The sequence below is a fragment of the Mycobacterium sp. ACS4331 genome (assembly GCF_001667265.1).
In the GTDB taxonomy this organism is placed as follows: Bacteria; Actinomycetota; Actinomycetes; order Mycobacteriales; family Mycobacteriaceae; genus Mycobacterium.
This window is the reverse complement of record NZ_LZHW01000065.1, coordinates 49,432-71,847: the sequence shown is the minus strand read 5'-3', so window position 1 is coordinate 71,847 and position 22,416 is coordinate 49,432. Positions and strand designations below refer to the sequence as shown.

The following is a 22,416-nucleotide window of genomic DNA, read 5'->3' as shown; positions in this document are numbered from 1 at the left end:
CGGTATATGAGACAGCGGTTCGCTATCCGGCGGCGGCCAGGGCGTCGTGCCTGCCGTAGCTGCGGTCGCCCCCGGTCACCGCCATTCCGCGCGTCACCAGACCCTGCCGTGCGCGTTGCCCCAATTCCTCACTGAGCCAGGTCATCCCGGGCACGACCCGGCGCAGGTCCAGGACGCGGTTGACCGCCGAAGTGGCCAGGACCGCGGCCTGCAGCGCTTTGTTGTCCACCAGCCCGAGCCGATCGGCATTGGACTTGCCCAGGATCAGCCGGCTGTAGGACGACAGGTAGGCGCGGGCCAACTCGGTCACCAGGCCCTCGTGGCGGTTGGCGTGCAGCGCCTGGGCCAGTCGCAGTGAGTCCTCATCGGGCTCGAACTCGGTGTCGGCCTCGAGCCAGAACAGTCGCCAGGTGTCGGCCTCGCTCGTGGGCACGAGTTCGGGGTGCACACCCATCAACAGCCCGACGTAACGCCAGAAATGGAACACGGCATCGCGTTCGCGTTCGGAGAAGCGCATGCCCATCGCCTGACAGCCGGCGAGGTTGGCCAGCGAGAACAGCATCAGGGTCCCGGCCAGCTGCACCTGATTGACCGGGGTGTCCCACTCGTCGTAGTCCCAGTCGTCGCGGCGGTTCATGGCCGCTCGGACCAGTGCGTGCATGAGGCGCACGCGCACCGTGCCGGTGAAACCCGGCGCGAATCGTCGCAGTCCACCGGGGGAGGTGACGTCGATGTACCAGGTGGCGGTCTCGTTGAGGCGACGCGGCGCCATGCGGTACAGATCGCCCGTGCCGACCAGGGGCTTGTCGGCTTTGGAGGCCAGATAACCTCCGGTCAGTGCGAGGCCGGGCAGCGCAAGGCCGATGCCCACCACGCCGGTGCGCATGCTGACCCGCGCCGCCAGATCGAGCTTGTCGTAGTCGAGCCAGTACGGCTGGTCGTCGACGGCGGCGAAGAACGCGCGCAGCTCGTCGGGCGCGTCGGGCACCGCGTCGATGCCCTGTTCCACGGCCGTCTCGAACATCGCCCGTCCGACGCCGGTGGGCAGGCGCTGGATCATCGCCACCACGGCGTCGGCCAGGGGGTCTCCCAGATCCGCGTAGCGCCGGAACGACTCATGCTGGCCGGCCGTGGCGCGGATGTCGCCCTGCGGCAGCAGTCGCATGAAGACGTTGAAGGGGAAGTCCCGCAGTGACGGTGGATTCGGGAGTCTGCCGTGTTCAGGGGCCATGCCGTGCCACCCTCCAGCCGTCGACGCGGTATTTGGTGACAGTGTTCACCAGATACCGGGGTCGGTCAAGGGTGCAGATGCGACAATCAGTGCCATGTCGGCCGCAGCGCGCACCTACGCCGGCGCCACGTCCGCGGAGCGCCGCAGCAGGAGGCACTCCGCACTGCTCGAGGCCGGACTGAACCTCGTCGGGCAGTCGGGTGCGGGCGGGCTCACGGTGCGGGGGGTGTGCGCCGGGGCACGCCTCAACGACCGCTACTTCTACGAGAACTTCCGCAGCACCGAGGATCTGCTGCTGGCACTGTTCGACCGCGAGGTCGCGCAGGCCTCGGCGACCATGCTGACCGCCATCGCCGAAAGCCCGCCCGATCCCGTCCAGCGCGCCCGCGCGGCGATCGGCACCGGGCTGCGGCACCTGACCGCCGATTCGCGCCGCGGCCGCCTGCTGATCGAGTCGCAGGCCACCGACGCTCTGCGCGCCAGGCGTCGCGGAGTCATCACGATGCTGGCGCAGGTGATGACCGAGCAGGGCCGAGCGCTGCTGGCGGGACAGGAGGCGCTCGACCCCGATATGGAGCTGGCGGCGCTGACGCTCGTGGCCGGTGGATTCGACCTCGTGACGGGATGGCTGCGCGGCGAGGTGGACGTCACGGCAGAGCACCTGGAGGATTTCCTGGTCACGATGGTCACCGCGCGTCGGGTCGGCTGAGCAGGGTCACTAGGCTGGACCAATGCGCCTGGGTCGAATCGCCAGCCCCGACGGCGTCGCTTTCGTGAGCATCGAAGGTGACCCGAGCGAGGCGGTCTGCAGAGAAATCGCCGAGCATCCCTTCGGCACGCCGACTTTCACGGGTCGGACGTGGCCGTTGGCCGACGTCCGCCTGCTGGCGCCGATCCTGGCCAGCAAGGTGATCTGCATGGGCAAGAACTACGCCGCCCACGCCGAGGAGATGGGCGGCGTCGCGCCTGAGGACCCGGTGATCTTCCTCAAGCCCAACACCGCGATCATCGGCCCCAATGTGCCGATCCAGTTGCCGGCCGACGCCAATCCCGTGCACCACGAGGGCGAACTGGCCGTCGTGATCGGCAGGCCGTGCAAGGACGTTCCGGCTGCGCGGGCGGCCGAGAACATCCTCGGATACACCATCGCCAACGACGTGTCGGCTCGGGATCAACAGCGCAAGGACGGCCAGTGGATGCGGGCCAAGGGGCATGACACGTTCTGCCCACTGGGACCGTGGATCGTCACCGACCTGGACCCCAGTGGGCTGGATCTGCGGACCGAGGTCAACGGACAGCTGCGGCAGCAGTCGAACACCTCGCTGATGATCCACGACGTCGGCGCCATCGTGGAGTGGGTCTCGGCGGTCATGACGCTGCTGCCCGGCGACGTGATCTTGACCGGCACACCCGAAGGGGTGGGCCCCATTGAGGACGGGGACACCGTCAGCATCACCGTTTCAGGGATCGGCACTCTGTCCAATCCCGTAGTGCGCAAAGGGAAATGATGGCCTCGCCAGACAAGCACGTCCGAGTTCGCTTCTGTCCGTCGCCCACCGGCACGCCGCATGTCGGTCTGATCCGCACGGCGCTGTTCAACTGGGCCTACGCCCGTCACACCGGTGGTGACTTCGTCTTCCGGATCGAGGACACCGACGCCGCACGCGACAGCGAGGAGAGCTATCTCGCGCTGCTGGATGCGTTGCGCTGGTTGGGAATGGACTGGGACGAGGGTCCCGAGGTCGGTGGCCCGTACGGGCCGTACCGGCAGTCGCAGCGCCGCGAGATCTACCTCGACGTGATCGCGCGCCTGCTGGAGGCGGGGGAGGCCTACGAGGCCTTCTCGACGGCCGAGGAGGTCGAGGCACGTCACCTCGCGGCGGGCCGCAACCCGAAACTGGGCTACGACAACTTCGATCGCGACCTCACCGAGGAACAGCGCGCGGCCTTCCGTGCCGAGGGGCGCAGTCCCGTCGTCCGGCTCCGGATGCCCGACACCGACCTCACCTGGGTGGACCTGGTGCGCGGGGAGACGACGTTCCCGGCGGGTTCCGTGCCGGACTTCGCATTGACTCGTGGCAGCGGAGATCCGTTGTACACGTTGGTCAATCCGGTCGACGACGCATTGATGAAGATCACCCATGTGCTGCGCGGTGAGGACCTGCTGCCGTCCACTCCGCGCCAGTTGGCGCTCTACGACGCGCTCATCCGGATCGGCGTGACTGACTTCACACCGGAGTTCGCGCACCTGCCGCCCGTGCTGGGCGACGGCAACAAGAAGCTGTCCAAGCGGGATCCGCAGTCCAACCTGTTCCTGCACCGCGACCGTGGGTTCATCCCCGAGGGTCTGCTGAATTACCTTGCGCTGCTTGGCTGGTCGATCGCCGACGATCGCGACGTGTTCAGCATCGAGGAGATGGTCGCGGCCTTCGACGTGGTCAACGTCAACTCCAACCCCGCGCGCTTCGACCAGAAGAAGGCTGACGCACTCAACGCCGAACACATCCGTCTGCTCGACGAGGCCGACTTCGCCGCGCGCCTGCGCGCCCACCTGGAGGAGCACGGTCATGACACCGGTCTGGACGAGGAAGGCTTCGCCGAGGCGGCGGGACTGATCCAGACCCGCATCGTGGTGCTCGGGGATGCGTGGGGCCTGCTGAAGTTCTTCGACGACGCGTCCTATGAGATCGACCCGAAGGCCCGTGCCAAGGAATTGGGCCCCGAATCGGACGCGGTGCTCGACGCGGCCATCGCCGCGCTCGATGCGTTGCCGGAGTGGACCACCGATGCCATTGAAACGGCCCTGAAAGCCAGCCTGATCGACGAACTGGGCCTCAAGCCCCGGAAGGCCTTCGGTCCGATTCGGGTCGCCGTCACGGGCTCTCAGGTGAGCCCGCCGCTGTTCGAGTCGATGACACTGCTGGGTCGGGAGCGGAGCCTCGCGCGTCTGCGGGAGGCCCGCGCACAGGGGGGTGTGTAAAAGTGGGTCGAAATCTTTGGTAGTCTCCTCGTCGGCCCTTGAGGGCTGGAACGAGCGCCACCAGATCGGCGGGAAACCGTCGAAAGCGTTCTGACCAGCACGATTAGGTCGCCAATGGGGTATGGTGTAATTGGCAACACAGCTGATTCTGGTTCAGCCATTCTAGGTTCGAGTCCTGGTACCCCAGCGGTTCTGAGCAATCAGAACCGGATTAGGTCAGCGTCAACGCTTCGGCTATGCTGACCCTCCGGAAGTTCTAGCCCCCGTCGTCTAGCGGCCTAGGACGCCGCCCTCTCACGGCGGTAGCGTGGGTTCGAATCCCATCGGGGGTACAACGAGTAAGGCCCCTCACAACCTCGGTTGTGAGGGGCCTTTCGCGTAGCTGCAGAATGTCACGCCTGGGGCGCGGTGGACCCCGACAACGGCATCGCCGGCATCCCGAGCTTGCGGTGGTCCCAGGACCGTGTGCGCGTCGTGATGAGTCTCACAGCCACGCGCTTGTTCATCATCATGTCGACGGCTGGTTTCATGTCGTCGGTGTACGGGCCGGTGTAGCGCTCCCAGACGCTGACGCCCACGCGAAAGATCGTGTCGGGGTCCTCGACGATCTCCACGGTCCCCTCGAACGACACGCCCCGCAGGGTGTCGTAGGTGTCGCCGTCCTCGATCATGAATGTGAACCGGGGATCGCGACGCAGGTTCACGGCCTTCTGCGACTTGATCTTGGTCTCCAGCCAAATCTCACCGTCGACGACGCCGTACCACATGGCCACGAGGTGCGGCTGTCCGTCGGCCCCCACGGTGGCCAGCGTCCCGGTCCTGCTGTCGGTCACGAACTGTGTGATCTCGTCGTCGGTCATCACGATCTGTGAGCGCTGATTGGTTCCCATGCGCGTCAGTGTGTCAGGTGATCGACGTGACGACGCCCACAGGGCGCAGTAGCGTCGACGAGCGTGCCGAGCACCCATCAGCCAGACGAACTGCGGCGCAGTCTCGGAGTCATCGACGCCGTCGCCGTGGGGTTGGGCGCCATGCTGGGCGCCGGGATCTTCGCGGCCCTCGGCCCGGCCGCCCGGGCCGCGGGTTCGGGACTGCTCATCGGGCTGGCGATCGCGTGCGGGGTCGCCTACTGCAATGCGATGTCCTCGGCCAGACTCGCGGTGCGCTATCCGGTCTCGGGCGGCACGTATGTCTATGGCCGCGAACGGCTCGGCGACTTCTGGGGGCACCTGGCCGGCTGGGGATTCGTGGTCGGGAAGACGGCGTCGTGCGCGGCGATGGCGCTGACGGTCGGCTCCTACGCCTGGCCCGACCACGCCCGCGAGATCGCGGTCGCCGTCGTCGTCGCCATGACGGCCCTCAACTGTGTCGGCGTGCAGAAGTCGGCATGGGTGACGCGGGGGATCGTCGCGGTGGTCCTGGCCGTGCTCGCTGCCGTGGTGGTCGCCGTGTTCTCCTCGGGTGCGGTCGACGCGCAGCGGCTGGCCGTCGATGCGCCCGTGTCGGTGCCGGGGATCCTGCAGGCCGCGGGACTGCTGTTCTTCGCGTTCGCCGGATACGCCCGCATCGCGACCATGGCCGAGGAGGTGCGCGACCCCGGGCGTGTCATACCGCGCGCCGTCGGAATCGCCCTGGCGCTGACGTTGATCGCCTATGTGGCTGTGGCGACCGCGGTGCTCGGGGCCCTGGGTCCGGACGGCCTGGCGGCCTCGGCGGCCCCGGTGGTCGATGCGGTGCGGGCGGCCGAGATCGGTTGGCTGGTTCCGGTTGTCGGCGTCGCCGCGGTGTCGGCTGCCGGGGGTGCGCTGCTCACGCTGCTGCTCGGGGTGTCGCGTACGACGCTGGCGATGGCCCGGGACGGACACCTCCCGGCCGCATTGGCCGCGGTGCATCCCCGCCACGCCGTTCCCCAGCGCGCCGAGATCGCCATCGGGCTGGTCGTGGCGATCCTGGCCGCGACAGTGGATCTGCGGTCGGCGATCGGATTCTCGTCGTTCGCCGTGCTGGTGTACTACGCGATCGCCAACGCCTCGGCGTTCACCCTCGCCCCGGGCCGGGCCCGGGTGATCCCCATCGTCGGCGGCATCGGTTGCGCGGTACTCGCATTCACCCTGCCGGTGGCGTCGGTGCTGGCCGGTGCCGCGTTGCTGGCGCTGGGGGCGGCGGTGTTCCTCGTGCGCCGGGGGCGCACCGGTTAGAGCCGGCGGGTCAGTGCCTCGGACGCCGCGAGCAGGTCGGTGGCCCACCGTTCGCCGGGGCGCCGGCCCATCCGGTCTATGGGGCCCGACACCGAAATCGCTGCGATCACCGCGCCCTTGGCGTCGCGCACCGGCGCGGAGACGCTCGCCACGCCCGGTTCGCGCTCGGCGACGCTCTGCGCCCAGCCCCGCCTGCGCACCTCGGCCAGCGCGCGATCGGTGAACTTGGCTCCGGACAGGACCGCCTGCTGTGTCGCGTGATCGCTGTAGGCCAGCAGGACTTTGGCGCCCGACCCGGCGGTCATCGGCATCCGGACGCCGACGGGCACGGTGTCGCGGAGACCGGCAGGCGGTTCCAAGGCCACGACGCAGATACGCGAGGTGCCCTCACGTCGGTACAACTGCACGCTCTCGCCCGTGATCTCGCGCAGGCGTGGCAGCACCGCGGTGCCCGCGGCCAGCAGCGGATCGTTGACGTGCGCGGCGAGTTCGACGAGTGCCGGGCCCAGCTGCCAGCGGCCCTCGGTGTCCCGCGTGAGCAGGCGGTGCACTTCGAGCCCCGCGGCCAGGCGGTGTGCCGTGGCCCGTGGCAGTCCGGTGCGCTCGCACAGTTCGGCCAGCCCGCATGGGGACTCGGCAACCGAGTGGAGTACGCCCAGGGCTTTGTCGAGAACGCCGATGCCGCTATCCTGTCTCACAGAGAGATACTAACGTCCCGCATGTTGAGATTGCCAGCCCAATCAATCCGGCGCCGCGGGGGAATTGAGATGCGATGTCCAACGACGCAGTGCCCACCGGCAGACCACGCACCATGGCCGAAAAGGTCTGGGCGGACCATGTGGTCGCCTCCGGCGAGGGTGAACCCGACCTGATCTACATCGACCTTCATCTGGTGCACGAGGTGACCAGCCCGCAGGCCTTCGACGGCCTGCGTCTGGCCGGGCGCCCGGTGCGACGCCCGGATCTGACGATCGCGACCGAGGACCACAACGTTCCGACGATCGACATCGACAAGCCGATCGCCGACCCGGTGTCGCGGACTCAGGTTGAGACGCTGCGGCGCAACTGCGAGGAGTTCGGCATTCGACTGCATCCCATGGGGGATGCCGAGCAGGGCATCGTGCACATCATCGGGCCCCAGCTGGGTCTGACTCAGCCCGGGATGACCGTGGTGTGCGGCGACAGCCACACGTCGACGCATGGTGCCTTCGGCGCACTCGCGATGGGCATCGGCACCTCCGAGGTCGAGCACGTGCTGGCCACACAGACCCTGCCGCTGCGCCCCTTCAAGACGATGGCGGTCAACGTCGACGGCACGCTGCCGCCCGGGGTGACGGCCAAGGACATCATCCTCGCGGTGATCGCCAAGATCGGAACCGGCGGCGGGCAGGGGCATGTCATCGAGTACCGCGGCAGCGCGATCGAATCGCTGTCGATGGAGGGCCGGATGACCGTGTGCAACATGAGCATCGAGGCCGGCGCCCGTGCGGGCATGGTGGCCCCGGACGAGACCACCTACGAATTCCTCAAGGGCCGCCCCCATGCACCGACCGGCGCGGACTGGGATCACGCCGTGGCGGCATGGGATCGGCTGCGCACCGATGAGGGCGCCGAATTCGACACCGAGGTGTACATCGACGCGTCGACGCTGAGCCCGTTCGTCACCTGGGGGACCAATCCCGGTCAGGGTGTTCCGCTGTCGGCGACCGTGCCCGATCCCGAGATGATGACCGACGACGCGTCCAAGCAGGCCGCTGAGAAGGCGCTGACGTACATGGATTTGACGCCCGGTACGCCCATGCGTGAGATCGCGGTGGACACCGTGTTCGTCGGTTCGTGCACCAACGGCCGGATCGAGGACCTGCGTGCCGTTGCCGAGGTCCTGCGCGGTCGCAGGGTCGCCGACGGGGTCCGAATGCTGGTCGTCCCGGGTTCGATGAAGGTGCGGGCGCAGGCCGAAGCCGAGGGTCTGGGCGAGATCTTCACTGCGGCGGGGGCGGAATGGCGCCAGGCCGGATGCTCGATGTGCCTGGGTATGAACCCCGATCAACTGTCGCCGGGACAGCGCTGCGCCTCGACGTCCAATCGCAATTTCGAGGGTCGCCAGGGCAAGGGTGGCCGAACTCATCTTGTGTCGCCATTGGTGGCCGCCGCCACAGCCGTGCGCGGCACCCTGTCCTCACCTGCAGACCTGAACTAGAGAAGACGAGCGAGATTCAAGATCATGGAAGCTTTTCACACCCACACCGGCATCGGTGTCCCGCTGCGCCGGTCGAATGTCGACACCGATCAGATCATTCCGGCGGTCTATTTGAAGCGCGTCACCCGAACGGGTTTCGAGGACGGACTGTTCGCGGCCTGGCGTAACGATCCGAGTTTCATTCTCAATGTCAGCCCGTTCGACCGGGGTTCGGTTCTGGTCGCCGGACCGGATTTCGGCACCGGCTCCTCGCGCGAACACGCGGTGTGGGCACTCATGGACTACGGCTTCCGGGTGGTCATCTCGTCCCGATTCGCCGACATTTTCCGGGGCAACGCCGGAAAAGCCGGCCTGCTGGCGGCGCAGGTCTCCCAAGATGATGTGGAACTCCTGTGGAAGCTCATCGAGCAGTCCCCGGGTCTGGAAATCACTGTGAATCTTCAAGATCGAATTGTCACCGCCGGAACGACAATGGTGCCGTTCAACATTGACGATTACACGGCCTGGAGACTGCTCGAAGGACTCGACGATATCGGCCTTACGCTGCGGAAACTCGACTCGATCGAGTCCTATGAGGCGGGTCGGCCGGAGTGGAAGCCCAAGACTCTCCCGGCCCCTTGATTCGATCAAGACTCTCTGAAATGCGGTCGGTGAACGAGGTTCTGAGGCCCCGGAATCACCATCGGTGCGCCCCAAGCTGATTGAGAAAAAGTTCGCTGGGATTACCTGAAACTGCGCGTGGCTCTTGGAAATCAGCCATTGCAGGGTTTACCGTGTCCTCTAGTCGGTCCAACCAGGGCCACTGGTTTCGGAGGTTTTTGCATGAACAAAGCAGAGCTCATCGACGTCCTCACGGAGAAATTGGGCTCGGATCGCCGGCAGGCCACCGCGGCCGTCGAGCATGTTGTCGACACCATCGTGCGCGCCGTGCACAAGGGTGACAGCGTGACCATCACTGGTTTCGGCGTTTTCGAGCAGCGCAAGCGTGCTCCGCGTGTCGCGCGCAATCCCCGCACCGGCGAGACCGTGAAGGTCAAGGCGACCTCGGTTCCGGCGTTCCGTCCGGGCGCACAGTTCAAGGCGGTTGTGTCTGGCGCGCAAAAGCTCCCGGCCGAAGGCCCCGCTGTGAAGCGTGGCGTGGTCGCGGCACCGGCCAAGAAGGCTGCCAAGAAGACGGCTGCCAAGAAGGCTGCGCCCGCGAAGAAGGCCGCAGTGAAGAAGGCGGCTCCGGCCAAGAAGGCGGCCGCCACCAAGGCTCCGGCCAAGAAGGCAGCTGCCACCAAGGCTCCGGCCAAGAAGGCTGCACCCGCCAAGAAGGCCGCTGCCACCAAGGCTCCGGCCAAGAAGGCGACCGTCGCCAAGAAGGCTGCCCCCGCGAAGAAGGCGGCAGTGAAGAAGGCGGCTCCGGCCAAGAAGGCCGCGCCCGCCAAGAAGGCTCCGGCCCGCAAGGCCGCGACCAAGACGACGGCCAAGAAGGCTCCGGCCAAGGGTCGCAAGTAACACCTCGACACGAATACGCCGCGGGAAGCTGTGCCCCCGCGGCGTATTTGTGTCCGCGGCCGATTCAGTCCGAGTCCGCCAGGGGACTGCCGATGTGGTCTGCGGCGACCAGTCGATCACCGGCCAGCGACATCACCCAGACGCTGCCCTTACGGTTTCGTGACTTGTCCGGCTTGACCCCGGCGTTCTGGCACCACCACGAGATCAGGTCGGGTATCACCTTTCCCTGACTGCAGATCACGCGCGTGCCCGGCTGTTCGGCGATCTCGAGAACGCGGGCGCGGGCGCGCTTTCGGTTGTCCGCATAGGCCTCCTCGGTCAGCGCGGGCTCGTCCGCGATGCTCACACCGAGTTCGTCGGCCAGCGGTTCGATGGTCTGCCTGCACCGCACCCGGTCGGCTGAATGAAGGTCGGTGGCACCGAATGCCAACAGCAGTGGCACCAGAGACTCAGCCTGGGCGCGGCCGTGCTTATCCAGCGGCCGTTTTCGATCATCGCCCTTGTAGCGGCTCTTGCGGCCCGCGGTGGCATGCCGGACGATCAACAGGTTGCGGGTGTCGACGGGATGTCGGCTGAATCGCCGGACCACCTTGCGGTCATGTGGATAACGCAGTTTGGTGATCGCGTCGCCGACCGGAAGCCACAGGAGTTTGTCGACCTCATGATTGGGCCGGAACTCACCGCCGACCGCCCGCGCGGCCCAGTACCGCACCATCTTGGTGCCCTGCTCGATCGGATAGGTCACGGTGGCAAGCCTGCGCCCCAGCTGCGCCTGACATCCGGTCTCCTCCCAGATCTCGCGCACGGCCGTCACCGGTTCGGTCTCGCCGGGGTCGACCTTTCCCTTCGGCAGCGACCAGTCGTCGTAGCGCGGGCGATGGATCACCGCGATCTCAGGGTGGTCGGGCCCGTCAACGCCGGGCCGCCACAGCACGGCTCCGGCAGCCTTCACCGGCGGCGAGGACGCGTCCTTTGGCACCTCAACTCCTACAGGTCAATTCGCCGACAGAATCGGGTCGGCCTGCGTCAGCGGTGCCGGTGCTTGTTCATCAAGGACACCTGATGGTCGCGCACCGTCTGGCCCTCATGCGGCAGGGCGGTCCAATTCCCGTCCTGGCCGAGTTCCCAGCATCGCGTCGCCGGATCCATGGCCGACTCGAACACCTCGTTGAGCTGAGCGGTCAGGCGCGGATCCTTGACCTGAGCCATCACCTCAACGCGGCGGTCGAGATTACGATGCATCATGTCGGCACTGCCGATCCAGAATTCGTTGATGGCCTTGAAGTGAATGATTCGTGAATGCTCGAGGAACCGCCCGAGTATCGAGCGCACGACGATGTTCTCCGAGAAACCCTCCGCGCCCGGGCGCAGCGCGCAGATGCCCCGCACCACCACCTCGACCCGGACCCCGGCCTGTGAGGCCCGGTAGAGCGCGTCGATGACCTGCTCGTCCACCAGGGCGTTGGCCTTCAATCGGATTCGGCCTTCAGCGCCCTCGCGCACCGCGGCCACCTCGCGTTCGATGCGCTCGATGATGCCCTTGCGCACCCCGTGGGGCGCGACCAGGAGATTTCGGTAGCTGACCTTGCGTGAGTATCCGGTCAGTGAATTGAACAGATCGGTCAGGTCGGCACCGATGTCCGGTGCCGCGGTCAGCAGGCCCACGTCCTCGTAGAGGCGTGCGGTCTTCGGGTTGTAGTTGCCCGTCCCGATGTGGCAGTACCGCCGAATCGCCGAACCCTCGCGGCGCACCACCAGGCAGGTCTTGCAGTGGGTCTTGAGCCCGATCAGGCCGTAGACCACGTGCACGCCGGCCTGTTCGAGGGCACGGGCCCACTTGATGTTGGCCTGTTCGTCGAAGCGCGCCTTGATCTCCACGAGCGCGACCACCTGCTTGCCCGCCTCGGCGGCATCGATCAGCGCGTTGACGATCGGGGAGTCGCCCGACGTGCGGTACAGGGTCTGTTTGATGGCAAGCACATTCGGATCGGCAGCGGCCTGCTCGATGAACCTCTGCACCGTCGTCGAGAACGAGTCGTAGGGATGGTGCACCAGCACGTCACCGTCGCGCAGTGTCGAGAAGATGCTCTTGGGCGTCTCGCGCTCACCGAAGGCCGGTGGGGTGGCCGGCACGAACGTCGGATCCTTCAGCGCCGGTCGGTCCACTCCGTAGATCTGCCACAACGACGACAGGTCCAGCAGTCCCGGCACCTCGATGACATCGCCGGGGTCGACGTCGAGCTCGCGCAACAGCAGTTCGAGCATGTGCTCGGTCATGTCGTCGGCGACCTCGAGGCGCACCGGAGAGCCGAACCTGCGGCGCGCGAGTTCACGCTCGAGCGCCTTGAGCAGATCCTCGTCGCGGTCCTCCTCGACTTCGAAGTCGGCGTTGCGGGTGATGCGGAACGCGTGATGTTCGACGATGTCCAGGCCGGGGAACAGCACCGGCAGGAAGGCCGCGATCAACTCCTCCATGGGCAGGAATCGGTAGCCCGGCCGGCCCGACGGGGTGTCCTCGCCGGGCAGTTCGACGAACCGGTCGACATTGTCGGGCACCTTGATGCGCGCGAAGTGCGTCGTGCCGTCCTCGGGCTGCCGGACCGTGATCGCGAGATTGAGGCTCAGGCCGCTCACGAACGGGAACGGGTGCGCGGGATCGACGGCCAGTGGTGTCAGGACCGGGAACACCTGCTCGTGGAAGTACGTCGACAGTCGGTTGCGCTCCGCCTCATCGAGGTCGGCCCAGCCGACCACGACGATGCCCTCCTGCGCCATCGCGGGTCGCACCGAGTCGAGGAACACCCGGGCGTGCCGACTCGCGACCTGCTGGGTCCGCTCACCGATGCGGCGCAGTTGTTCGCGCGGCGACAGCCCGTCGGCCGAGCGCACCGAAAGTCCCATCTCGTCGCGGCGTTTGAGGCCCGCGACCCGGACCATGTAGAACTCGTCGAGGTTCGAGGCGAAGATCGCCAGGAACTTCGCCCGCTCGAGCAGGGGCAACGACGGGTCGGCGGCCAGCGCGAGGACGCGGGCGTTGAAGTCGAGCCAGCTGAGCTCGCGGTTGAGGTACCGGTCCTCGGGGAGCTCGTCGACGGCCGCGCTCGTGGTGGCCGCGGGTGGCGCCTCCGGGGCCGAACTTCTGTCGTGCCACTCGTCAGTTCGGTTCGCGACGGCGGTGTCGGAGGTGTCGGCGGCGTCGGTGTCGGTCACACCGTCGATCATCCCCCATGCCGCGAGGCGTTGCTAGCGACTTCGGCCCGCACGATCCGTCGCGTGCCGGGTGGCCGGCCCCACGCCCAGACGGCGGGCGGCGATCAGGTCGTCAGGGGTGTCGATGTCGCACCGCAGTCCCGGCCAGGCGCCGGTGAGTTCGATGGCGCCCGAATGACGATGCCGTGCGGCAGAATCCGTTCCGAATTCGGGATGCAGCGCCACCCCGAATGCAAACAGTGCCGAGGTGCCCGTGCCGTGCCGGTCGGCGACGAAACTGCGCGGATGTCTCCTGGCCGCCGCGATCGCCTCACTGAGCTCCCGTGGCTGTAGGGCGGGCAGATCACCTTGCAGCACAACGATATTGGACACCTCAGTGGACAGTTCCGCCTCCGCCGCGGCGATGGCGTTGTTCAGCGGGTCGCCGTGCCCCTCGGGGGTCGGATCCGTGAGAACCCGCGCCCCGAGTCCGGTGGCCGCGGCCGCGGCGTCCGCATCGGGTGTGACGACTGTCACCGACGCCAGGGCGGGGACCTGGGTCGCCGCGCCGACGGTGTCGACGAGCATCGCCAGGACCACGGCTTCGCGCGTCTGTGCCGAGAAGACCGGCGCCAACCGCGTCTTCGCTGCTCGGAGCCGCTTGACCGCGATGACCAGCCCGATGTCAGCAACATCCGAGCCGTCGCCCGGCGCGCGTGTGTGCGTGCCGCTCATGTGGATCATCCTGCCAGCGGTCCTCGCTAGGCTGACGGGCACATGCAACAGGTGCATTCTCGTCGACGAGGGAGCTATGGCCAGCACGGTGGGTACGGCGGCGGTGATGGGCGCGGGCGCGTGGGGAACGGCGCTGGCCAAAGTGTTGGCTGACGCCGGCAGCGAGGTCCGGCTGTGGGCGCGCCGGCCCGAGGTGGCCGATGAGATCAACTCGCGCCGCACCAACACCGAGTACCTCGGTGACGTGACGCTGCCCGAGGGCATCACGGCCACCACGGACGCCGGCACCGCGCTCGACGGAGTGACCACGGTGCTGCTCGCGGTGCCCGCGCAGAAGCTGCGCACCAACCTTGAGCCGTGGGTGCCGCTGATAGCTCCGGACGCCACGTTGGTCAGCCTGGCCAAGGGCATCGAACTCGGTTCACTGATGCGCATGAGCCAGGTCATCTCACAGGTCACCGGCATCGACGCGAACCAGATCGCGGTGCTGTCGGGTCCCAATCTGGCCAGTGAGATCGCCGTGGGGCAACCGGCGGCCACCGTCATCGCCTGCACCGACTCCGGACGCGCGGTGACTCTGCAGCGGTCCCTGAGCACCGGATACCTGCGTCCGTACACCAACTCCGACGTGGTCGGCACCGAGATCGGCGGCGCCTGCAAGAACGTGATCGCGCTCGCGTGCGGGATGGCCGCGGGCGTGGGCCTGGGGGAGAACACCGCCGCGGCGATCATCACCCGGGGACTGGCCGAGATCATGCGCCTGGGCATCGCGTTGGGCGCCAAGGGTGCGACGCTGGCCGGTCTGGCCGGTGTCGGTGACCTGGTGGCCACCTGTTCGTCGCCGCAGTCGCGGAACCGCGCCTTCGGTGAGAGATTGGGGCATGGGGACTCCATCGAGGCGGCGCAGCTGGCCACCAGCGGCCACGTCGCCGAAGGGGTGACGTCATGTGAGTCGGTGCTCGCGCTGGCGGCGAGCTACGACGTGGAGATGCCCCTGACCGATGCCGTGCACCGCGTGTGTCACCGGGGACTCTCGGTGTACGAGGCAGTCGCGCTGCTGCTCGGACGCAGCACCAAACCGGAGTGAGGCATGGTGGATTCCTACGGTTCCTCGACTCGGACGGTCAAAGCCGTCAGCTCGCAGGTGGTTCCAGGTGCGCCCGTGATGGCGACGCCGGTTCCGGTGTCCGCGTACCACCTCTCCGGTGACGAGGACGCCGTCCTCGACACCTACGGGCGCAGCTCAAATCCCACGTGGCGGCAACTGGAATCGGCGCTCGCGCAGCTTGAGGGCGCGACCGAGGCCCTGGTGTTCGGCTCCGGCATGGCCGCGATCAGTGCGGTGCTGCGGACCCTGACCACACCGGGTTCGGTTCTGGTGATACCCGCCGACGGCTACTACCAGGTACGCGCGTATGCCACCGAATACCTTGCATCCCAAGGGATCACGGTCCACTTGGCGTCGTGTCACGACATGCTCGAACAGGCCGAGCACGCTGACGTGGTGCTCGCGGAGACCCCCGCGAACCCCAGCCTCGACGTCGTCGACCTGCACAAGCTGGGCATGGTCTGCCGACGAAAGGGCGCCCGGCTGGTGGTGGACAACACGACCGCGACACCGTTGGCGCAGCAGCCGCTCTCGTTCGGCGCGGACCTGGTGGTCGCCAGCGCCACCAAGGCGTTGTCGGGTCACAGTGACCTGCTGTCGGGTTATGTCGCGGGCAGCCAACCGGACCTGATGGCGGCGGTCGCGCGCGAGCGTCTGCTGTCGGGAGCGGTGCTGGGTGCTTTCGACACCTGGCTGGTGTTGCGCAGCCTCGGCAGCGCGGGCCTGCGGTTCGAACGCCAGTGTGTCAACGCACAGGCCGTGGCCACGATGCTGGCCAGCCATCCCGCGGTGCGCTCCGTGCGGTACCCGGGACTGCCCAGCGACCCGTCCTATCCGGTCGCGTGCACCCAGATGGCGCGGTTCGGTGGTCTGGTCTCGGCCGAACTTGACGACGCCGCGGCCGCGCACCGACTGGTGGAACGCAGCGAACTGCTGGTCGCGGCGACGAGTTTCGGCGGCATTCACACCTCCGTCGATCGACGGGCGCGGTGGGGTGATGACGTCAAGGACGGATTCGTCCGGATTTCGGCGGGCATCGAGGACACCGACGACCTGGTGGCCGACATCGAGCGCGCTCTGTCGGACACGGGGCGGTAGCCTCTTGGAGTTGTGAGCGTCCCAAAGCGTGTTCGAGTGGCTGTCGTGTTCGGTGGCCGCAGCAGTGAGCACGCCATCTCCTGTGTCTCGGCCGGAAGCATCCTGCGCAATCTCGATCCGGCGCGGTTCGACGTCGTTCCGGTCGGCATCACGGCGCAGGGCGGATGGGTGCTCTCCGACGCCACACCGGCCACGCTCGCGATCGTCGACGGCCGACTTCCCCAGGTCACCGACGCCTCCGGTACGGCGTTGGCGCTGACGGCCGATCCGCACCGGCGCGGCGAACTGCTGTCCCTGGACGCCTCCGAGGCGGGTGCGGTGCTGGCGTCCGTCGACGTCGTGTTCCCGATCCTGCACGGCCCCTATGGCGAGGACGGCACCATCCAGGGTCTGCTGGAACTCGCCGGCGTGCCCTACGTCGGGGCTGGCGTGCTGGCGAGTGCGGCCGGGATGGACAAGGAGTTCACCAAGAAGCTGCTGGCGTCGGAGGGTCTGCCGATCGGCGACCAGGTGGTGCTGCGGGCCAACCAGGCCACGCTGGCGCCCGAACAGCGCGAGCGCCTCGGGCTGCCCGTCTTCGTCAAGCCCGCCCGAGCGGGTTCCTCGATCGGTGTCAGTCGCGTGACCTCGTGGGCTGACCTTCCCGCCGCGATCGCCGCGGCTCGCCAGCACGACCCCAAGGTCATCGTCGAGGCCGCGATCGTCGGCCGTGAACTCGAGTGCGGTGTTCTGGAGTTCCCCGACGGCCACCTCGAGGCCAGCACGGTCGGTGAGATTCGGGTGGCCGGGGTCCGAGGCCGCGAAGACGGCTTCTACGACTTCGCCACCAAGTACCTCGAGGATGCGGCCGAACTCGACGTGCCCGCCAAGGTCGACGACGATGTCGCCGACGAGATCCGTCAACTGGCCATCCGCGCGTTCCAGTCGATCGACGGGCAGGGCCTGGCCCGGGTGGACTTCTTCCTCACCGAGGACGGGCCCGTGATCAACGAGATCAACACCATGCCGGGATTCACCACGATCTCGATGTACCCGCGGATGTGGGCGGCCAGCGGCGTGGACTACCCGACGCTGCTGGCGACGATGGTGGAGACGGCGCTGGCTCGGGGCACGGGGCTGCGCTGAGTTTGAGCGGCGCCGAGAGTCGAGTTGTTTACGGGCCTTCCTGGGCGAACGTGTCCACAAGTCGCCCCTCGGCGCGAAAACTCAGCGCGCTGGCGCGGGATCGATGTCCTTGGCGGGCAGCGTCGCGCTGACGGTCCGAGAGATCTCCTGAATCGGGGTGGCCCCGGAGTTCTGCGGCAGGGTCAGGGCCACGTACACCGCGCGGTCCACCACGAACCACGTGACGCGGTTGCCTTCGGCGACCCGGAACCAGCTGACATCGTCGACCATCTGCAGCGGCGAACCCACGACGAAATCCGCAGGGCGGTCGAGGCCGCACCGCAGGATCACGGGTTCGGCCTCGTCATCGCCACGCCAGGCGGCGGTTCCCGGCGGCGCCGGAGGTGCGAGCTCGGCGCGCTCGTAGTCGCCGAGACTGTCTGGCATGGCCGCGATGAGTTCCGCGCATGCCGGATCCGCCGCCCGCGGGGCGGGCACCGCCGCGATGGGCACGGGGGCAGGCTCCTGGTTGGCCGCGACAATGATCACCCCGACGAGTGCCGCGACCGCCACCACGAGTGCGGCGATGAACACCGCCCGCGGCGGTCCGTCGGTTTCGGTCACGCCGAGGCGACGGCGATCGGACAGGTCAGGGTCCGGGTGATGCCCTCGACGGCCTGCACGCTGGAGACCACCGTCGCCTGCAGATCGGCCAGGTTCTCCGACGTCACCCGCACCACGACGTCGTACGGGCCGGTGACGTACTCCGACGACAACACACCGGGAAGAGCGGCGACCTGCTTGGCCACCACCTCTGCGCGGCCGACCTCGGTCTGGATCAGCATGAACGCCTCGACCACGCGGATGTCTCCTCACCTGTCTCATACACTGACGTCTCCGCGCCGCTGACCGAGGCGGCGCAGGCCGACTGAATGAATTTACCGCAGGTGGGGACGGTGTTCAGACCAGTGAGGCCCGCTCTGGAGGTGAGATGCCCGACGATTTGGACCCGACGCTGAATGAGATGGGCGAGTTCTCCGTGATCGACCGACTGGTCGCGGGACGGACCCTGTCCGATTCGGTGCTCGTCGGTCCGGGTGACGATGCCGCGGTTCTCGCGGTGCCCGATGGCCGCGTCGTGATCTCCACCGACATGCTGGTCGAGGGCAGGCATTTCCGGCGGGACTGGTCGGATCCGCACGACATCGGCCGCAAGGCGATCGCGCAGAATGCCGCCGACGTCGAGGCCATGGGTGCGCATCCGACCGCCTTCGTCGTGGCGTTCGGCGCTCCGCCCGACACCGCCGCCAGTGCGGCGCTGCAGTTGTCCGACGGGATGTGGGCCGAGGCCGAGCGCTGCGGGGGAGCCTCGATCATCGGCGGCGACCTGGTGGCCAGCCCGCAGTGGGTGGTGTCGGTGACGGTGTTCGGCGACCTGGGCGGGCGGACCGCGGTGCCGCGCGGCGGCGCTCAGCCCGGTGACACCGTCGCGGTGGCGGGGGCACTCGGCCGGTCGGCGGCGGGATACACGCTGCTGCTCGCCGGTTGCGTCGCATTTCCCGACCTTGTCCGCAGCCACCTGGTGCCCGAACCGCCCTACGGCCAGGGCCCTGCCGCCGCGGACGCGGGTGCGACCGCGATGACTGACGTCTCCGACGGCCTGCTGGCAGACCTGGGCCACCTCGCGACGGCCTCGGGGGTGGGGATCGCGCTCAGTGGCGCGGCGCTGACGCCGGATGTCGAGTCGCTCGCCGGCGCCGCTGCCGTCACGGCGGGGGACGCGTGGGACTGGGTGCTCGGCGGGGGCGAGGACCACGCCCTGGTCGCCAGCTTCCCCGGCGCACTGCCGCCGGGGTGGCGGTCCATCGGCGAGGTTGTCGAGGGGGAGCCGACGGTGACCGTCGACGGCCGCGCGTGGACCGGTGCGCGCGGCTGGGAGTCATTCAATTAGGTTGGTCCCTCGTGACTGCGCGGCCGTTGAACGAACTCATCGACGAGGGTTGGGCGCACGCCCTGGCCCCCGTGTCCGAACAGGTCAGCAGAATGGGGGAGTTCCTCCGGGCGGAATTGGCAGAAGGTCGCGGGTATCTGCCTGCTGGCCCGAATGTCTTGCGGGCCTTCACCTTTCCGTTCGACCAGGTGCGTGTGCTGATCGTCGGGCAGGACCCGTATCCGACACCCGGCCATGCGGTCGGACTGAGTTTCTCGGTGGCCCCCGAGGTGCGACCGCTGCCGCGAAGCCTGGAGAACATCTTCGCCGAATACGGGCGCGACCTCGACCTGCCCAAGCCGTCCAACGGCGATCTGACGCCGTGGTCGAGACAGGGCGTGATGCTGCTCAACAGGGTGCTCACGGTGAGTCCTGGCACGCCCGCCTCGCACCGCGGTAAGGGCTGGGAGGCCGTGACGGAATGCGCGATCCGGGCGCTGGCCGCCCGGCCCGGCCCGCTGGTGGCGATCCTGTGGGGGCGGGACGCATCGACCCTCAAGCCGATGCTGGGACCCGACTGCGGTGTGATCGAGTCGCCGCACCCGTCGCCGCTGTCGGCGTCCCGCGGATTCTTCGGGTCGCGGCCGTTCAGCCGGGCCAACAAACTGCTGGCCGACCGCGGCGCGGACCCCGTCGACTGGCGCCTGCCCTAATCCGTCACGGGTTGGGGATCGCCGGGATCGGCGGCGGCGACGGGATGTCGGGGATCGGCGGCGGGGAGGGAATGGCCGGCGGCGACGGAATCGTGATCTCGACGTCACCGCCACCGTCTCCTGTCGGCCCGGGTGCCATCGGAGTCTCGGTGGCCGGCGACGGGTTGACGGGGACTGACGTGGTCACCGTCTCGGTCTCGGTCGTCTCGACCGAGGTCGTGGTGGTGGTGGTCTCCGAAGTCGTCTTTTCGGTGTCACCGGAATCGTTGTTCCCGCACGCGGCCAGCAGCAGGCCGGACGCGGCGAGAGCAGCGACGAGAGTGACAGGTCGGGAAGGAGTTGCGGTCATTGCCGCTGCCTACCCGACCTGATGTGGCCTGAAACACAGGCCGAAGCGGAGCCGGCAGGCTCAGCCGCGCACGACCTTGCCGGCCTTGATGCACGAGGTGCAGGCGTTGATGCGCTGCTTGTTGCCGCCGGGGCGGGTCACCGCGTGCACAACCTGGATGTTCGGATCCCAGCGACGGCTGGTCCGACGATGCGAATGCGACACCGACTTGCCGAAGCCCGGCCCCTTGCCGCAGACATCGCACACGGCAGCCATGGTCACCACTCCTCTACGTAAAGCTCATCAGTACTGGGGCCAACGACCGATCACGGGTGACCCGACAACCTGACCAGGATACCGACGATCGCGACGATCACCAAAATGGGCTGAGTCGCGCCGCGGATGAGCACTCATGTCAGCCGCGCCGACTAGGCTTGCGCCCGCAGTGGGGCGGCAAGGAAGGGGCACCGATGTCGGATCGTCGACTCGACGGCGCCGCCCTCGGAGTGTGGGCGCACACGTGCGTCGGTGACCTCATCACGCACACCGACGAGATCAACCGCCTCAACGTCTTCCCCGTCGCCGATGCCGACACCGGCACCAACATGCTGTTCACCATGCGTTCGGCGGTCGCGCAGGCCGATGCGGTCGGCCGCGGTGACCTCGTGGCGATGGCCAGCGCACTGTCGAGTGGGGCCCTGCACGGCGCCAGGGGAAACTCCGGGGTGATCCTGTCCCAGATCCTGCGCGCGTTCGCCGACGTCGTCGACTCTGCGGCGGCCGACACCGCCGGCGAGGTGGACGAGGTCGACGCGCGCCTGTACGCGGCGATCCTGCGCCACGCGGTGGCACTGGTGGTCGAAGCCATGGGCGGAGAACCCGTCCCGGGCACCATCGTCTCGGTGCTGCAGGCGGCCGCGACGGCGGCAGAACACTGTGTGGCCGAGGGTGGCGACCTCGCGGACGCGGTGCCGGCGTCGGCGGAGGCCGCGGCCGTGGCCCTCGACCGCACCCCTGACCAACTCGCGGTGCTGGCCGAGGCCGGTGTCGTCGACTCGGGTGGACGTGGCCTCCTGGTGCTGATCGACGCACTGGCCAAGACCGTCACGGGCCACGCCCCCCAGCGCGGCGCCTACGAACCGAAGGGGCGGGCTCCCGAGACGCCGTTGACGGCGGCTCCCGCGTTCGAGGTGATGTACGTGCTGGCCGAATGCGCACCCGGTTCCGTCGAGGTGCTGCGGGAGCGTCTCGAAGCCCTCGGCGACTCTGTGGTGATCGCGGCGGTCCCCGATGTCGGACATTCCGTGCACGTGCATGCCGACGACGCCGGGGCGGCCGTCGAGGCCGCGCTGGACCTCGGCATCCCCAGCCGGATCCAGATCTCGTCCCTGCGGACGGGGCCGGTCGGTGCCGGATCGGGTGGCTGGAGCCGGGATCGGGCGGTGCTGGCCGTCGTCGACGGCGACGGCGCGGCGGACCTGTTCGCCGACGAGGGCGCCGCGGTGCTGCGCACACAACCCGACGGGGGTGGTCCCGCGGTCAGCGCCCGGCAGCTGCTGCGCGCCGTCGTCGACACCGGCGCCGCGTCGGTTCTGGTGCTGCCCAACGGTTATGTCGCCGCCGAGGAACTGGTCGCGGGGTGCACCGCGGCCATCGGGTGGGGCATCGACGTGGTCCCGCTTCCCACTCGCTCGATGGTGCAGGGCCTGGCCGCGCTGGCGGTGCACGATCGTGCCCGCCAGGCCGTTGACGACGGCTACACCATGGCGGCCGCGGCAGGCGCGACCCGGTTCGGCTCCGTGCGGGTGGCCGAGGAGGACGCGTTGACCTGGGCCGGTCCGTGCCGGGTGGGCGACGGGCTCGGGATCTTCGGCGACGAGGTGCTGGTGGTCCGCCACGACGTCGTGGCTGCGGGCCGCGGCCTCATCGACCTGCTGCTCGGCGTGGGCGGTGAACTGGTCACCGTTCTGATGGGCGCGCGGGTCGATGAGCAGGTCGGCGTGCTGCTCAGCGAACACGTGCACCGGCATCACCTGGGCACCGAAGTGGTCACCTACGCCACCGGACACGACGGTGACGCCCTGATCATCGGAGTCGAGTAA

The 22,416-nt window shown here is 68.2% G+C and carries 23 protein-coding genes and 2 tRNA genes; 15 read left to right on the top strand and 10 right to left on the bottom strand.

The window, feature by feature from the left end:
- Positions 1 to 22: 22 nt before the first annotated feature.
- Complete coding sequence (locus A5727_RS15450) at positions 23 to 1,231, bottom strand: oxygenase MpaB family protein (protein ID WP_068250944.1); 1,209 nt, start codon at positions 1,229 to 1,231, stop codon at positions 23 to 25.
- A gap of 94 nt (positions 1,232 to 1,325) precedes the next feature.
- On the opposite strand from A5727_RS15450, the gene A5727_RS15445 reads away from it, so the two are divergent.
- The 5 genes from A5727_RS15445 to A5727_RS15425 all read left to right on the top strand — a co-directional run bounded on the left by A5727_RS15445 (position 1,326) and on the right by A5727_RS15425 (position 4,543).
- Positions 1,326 to 1,940 carry a TetR/AcrR family transcriptional regulator gene (locus A5727_RS15445; protein WP_068250942.1) on the top strand — a complete coding sequence of 205 codons (615 nt, stop codon included), beginning with the start codon at positions 1,326 to 1,328 and terminating at the stop codon, positions 1,938 to 1,940.
- Between the two features lie 22 nt (positions 1,941 to 1,962).
- A complete protein-coding gene (locus A5727_RS15440) occupies positions 1,963 to 2,739 on the top strand; it encodes a fumarylacetoacetate hydrolase family protein (RefSeq protein WP_068250940.1) in 777 nt (258 codons plus the stop codon).
- Positions 2,739 to 4,211: a glutamate--tRNA ligase gene (gene gltX / locus A5727_RS15435; protein ID WP_068250938.1), complete on the top strand. Its 1,473-nt coding sequence runs from the start codon at positions 2,739 to 2,741 to the stop codon at positions 4,209 to 4,211. Before A5727_RS15440 ends, gltX begins: the two co-directional genes overlap by 1 nt.
- Before the next feature lie 115 nt (positions 4,212 to 4,326).
- Positions 4,327 to 4,398 (top strand) — tRNA-Gln (locus tag A5727_RS15430).
- 72 nt (positions 4,399 to 4,470) lie between these two features.
- Positions 4,471 to 4,543: transfer RNA gene (locus tag A5727_RS15425), tRNA-Glu, on the top strand.
- A gap of 60 nt (positions 4,544 to 4,603) precedes the next feature.
- On the opposite strand, the gene A5727_RS15420 is transcribed toward A5727_RS15425, so the two are convergent.
- Entirely contained in the window at positions 4,604 to 5,101 is a 498-nt protein-coding gene (locus tag A5727_RS15420; protein WP_068250936.1) for a pyridoxamine 5'-phosphate oxidase family protein, read from the bottom strand.
- A gap of 63 nt (positions 5,102 to 5,164) precedes the next feature.
- On the opposite strand from A5727_RS15420, the gene A5727_RS15415 reads away from it, so the two are divergent.
- A complete protein-coding gene (locus A5727_RS15415; RefSeq protein ID WP_068250931.1) occupies positions 5,165 to 6,409 on the top strand; it encodes an APC family permease in 1,245 nt (414 codons plus the stop codon).
- Here A5727_RS15415 and A5727_RS15410 read toward each other — a convergent pair.
- A complete protein-coding gene (locus A5727_RS15410) occupies positions 6,406 to 7,107 on the bottom strand; it encodes an IclR family transcriptional regulator (protein ID WP_068250928.1) in 702 nt (233 codons plus the stop codon). The genes A5727_RS15415 and A5727_RS15410 overlap by 4 nt on opposite strands.
- Positions 7,108 to 7,181: 74 nt before the next feature.
- On the opposite strand from A5727_RS15410, the gene leuC reads away from it, so the two are divergent.
- The 3 genes from leuC (at position 7,182) to A5727_RS15395 (ending at position 10,109) form a co-directional block, all read left to right on the top strand.
- Entirely contained in the window at positions 7,182 to 8,609 is a 1,428-nt protein-coding gene (gene leuC / locus A5727_RS15405; RefSeq protein WP_197507672.1) for a 3-isopropylmalate dehydratase large subunit, read from the top strand.
- 24 nt (positions 8,610 to 8,633) lie between these two features.
- A complete protein-coding gene (gene leuD, locus A5727_RS15400; RefSeq protein ID WP_068250916.1) occupies positions 8,634 to 9,230 on the top strand; it encodes a 3-isopropylmalate dehydratase small subunit in 597 nt (198 codons plus the stop codon).
- Between the two features lie 201 nt (positions 9,231 to 9,431).
- Positions 9,432 to 10,109 (top strand): HU family DNA-binding protein, encoded by a 678-nt coding sequence (locus tag A5727_RS15395; protein WP_068250912.1) that lies wholly within the window; start codon positions 9,432 to 9,434, stop codon positions 10,107 to 10,109.
- Between the two features lie 64 nt (positions 10,110 to 10,173).
- Here the strand turns inward: A5727_RS15395 and mutT1 are convergent, their stop codons facing one another.
- The 3 genes from mutT1 to cofC are packed head-to-tail and all read right to left on the bottom strand — an operon-like array spanning position 10,174 to position 14,033.
- Positions 10,174 to 11,088 (bottom strand): 8-oxo-(d)GTP phosphatase MutT1, encoded by a 915-nt coding sequence (mutT1, locus tag A5727_RS15390; RefSeq protein WP_068250910.1) that lies wholly within the window; start codon positions 11,086 to 11,088, stop codon positions 10,174 to 10,176.
- A gap of 47 nt (positions 11,089 to 11,135) precedes the next feature.
- Entirely contained in the window at positions 11,136 to 13,331 is a 2,196-nt protein-coding gene (locus A5727_RS15385; protein ID WP_068250909.1) for an RNA degradosome polyphosphate kinase, read from the bottom strand.
- 21 nt (positions 13,332 to 13,352) lie between these two features.
- Complete coding sequence (cofC, locus tag A5727_RS15380; protein WP_068250992.1) at positions 13,353 to 14,033, bottom strand: 2-phospho-L-lactate guanylyltransferase; 681 nt, start codon at positions 14,031 to 14,033, stop codon at positions 13,353 to 13,355.
- A gap of 76 nt (positions 14,034 to 14,109) precedes the next feature.
- Between cofC and A5727_RS15375 the strand changes: the two genes are divergently transcribed.
- The 3 genes from A5727_RS15375 to A5727_RS15365 are packed head-to-tail and all read left to right on the top strand — an operon-like array spanning position 14,110 to position 17,364.
- Entirely contained in the window at positions 14,110 to 15,120 is a 1,011-nt protein-coding gene (locus A5727_RS15375; RefSeq protein ID WP_068250907.1) for an NAD(P)H-dependent glycerol-3-phosphate dehydrogenase, read from the top strand.
- 3 nt (positions 15,121 to 15,123) lie between these two features.
- Positions 15,124 to 16,239, top strand: a complete 1,116-nt coding sequence (locus tag A5727_RS15370; protein ID WP_068250900.1) for a cystathionine gamma-lyase — start codon at positions 15,124 to 15,126, stop codon at positions 16,237 to 16,239.
- A gap of 12 nt (positions 16,240 to 16,251) precedes the next feature.
- A complete protein-coding gene (locus A5727_RS15365) occupies positions 16,252 to 17,364 on the top strand; it encodes a D-alanine--D-alanine ligase family protein (RefSeq protein ID WP_068250896.1) in 1,113 nt (370 codons plus the stop codon).
- A gap of 81 nt (positions 17,365 to 17,445) precedes the next feature.
- Here the strand turns inward: A5727_RS15365 and A5727_RS15360 are convergent, their stop codons facing one another.
- On the bottom strand, positions 17,446 to 17,967 hold the full coding sequence (locus A5727_RS15360) for a DUF3515 domain-containing protein (RefSeq protein ID WP_082949831.1): 522 nt from the start codon (positions 17,965 to 17,967) through the stop codon (positions 17,446 to 17,448).
- Entirely contained in the window at positions 17,964 to 18,203 is a 240-nt protein-coding gene (locus tag A5727_RS15355) for an Lrp/AsnC family transcriptional regulator (RefSeq protein ID WP_068250890.1), read from the bottom strand. The genes A5727_RS15360 and A5727_RS15355 overlap by 4 nt, the downstream gene beginning before the upstream one ends.
- 131 nt (positions 18,204 to 18,334) lie before the next feature.
- Between A5727_RS15355 and A5727_RS15350 the strand changes: the two genes are divergently transcribed.
- Both A5727_RS15350 and A5727_RS15345 read left to right on the top strand, forming a co-directional pair.
- Positions 18,335 to 19,294, top strand: a complete 960-nt coding sequence (locus tag A5727_RS15350) for a thiamine-phosphate kinase (protein ID WP_068250887.1) — start codon at positions 18,335 to 18,337, stop codon at positions 19,292 to 19,294.
- An 11-nt stretch (positions 19,295 to 19,305) separates the two neighbouring features.
- A complete protein-coding gene (locus tag A5727_RS15345) occupies positions 19,306 to 19,986 on the top strand; it encodes a uracil-DNA glycosylase (RefSeq protein ID WP_068250884.1) in 681 nt (226 codons plus the stop codon).
- A gap of 4 nt (positions 19,987 to 19,990) precedes the next feature.
- On the opposite strand, the gene A5727_RS15340 is transcribed toward A5727_RS15345, so the two are convergent.
- Complete coding sequence (locus A5727_RS15340) at positions 19,991 to 20,335, bottom strand: hypothetical protein (RefSeq protein WP_068250881.1); 345 nt, start codon at positions 20,333 to 20,335, stop codon at positions 19,991 to 19,993.
- Between the two features lie 60 nt (positions 20,336 to 20,395).
- Positions 20,396 to 20,590 carry a 50S ribosomal protein L28 gene (gene rpmB / locus A5727_RS15335; RefSeq protein WP_068250986.1) on the bottom strand — a complete coding sequence of 65 codons (195 nt, stop codon included), beginning with the start codon at positions 20,588 to 20,590 and terminating at the stop codon, positions 20,396 to 20,398.
- Between the two features lie 194 nt (positions 20,591 to 20,784).
- Here rpmB and A5727_RS15330 point away from each other — a divergent pair, with 194 nt between their 5' ends.
- Positions 20,785 to 22,416, top strand: a complete 1,632-nt coding sequence (locus tag A5727_RS15330) for a DAK2 domain-containing protein (RefSeq protein WP_068250875.1) — start codon at positions 20,785 to 20,787, stop codon at positions 22,414 to 22,416.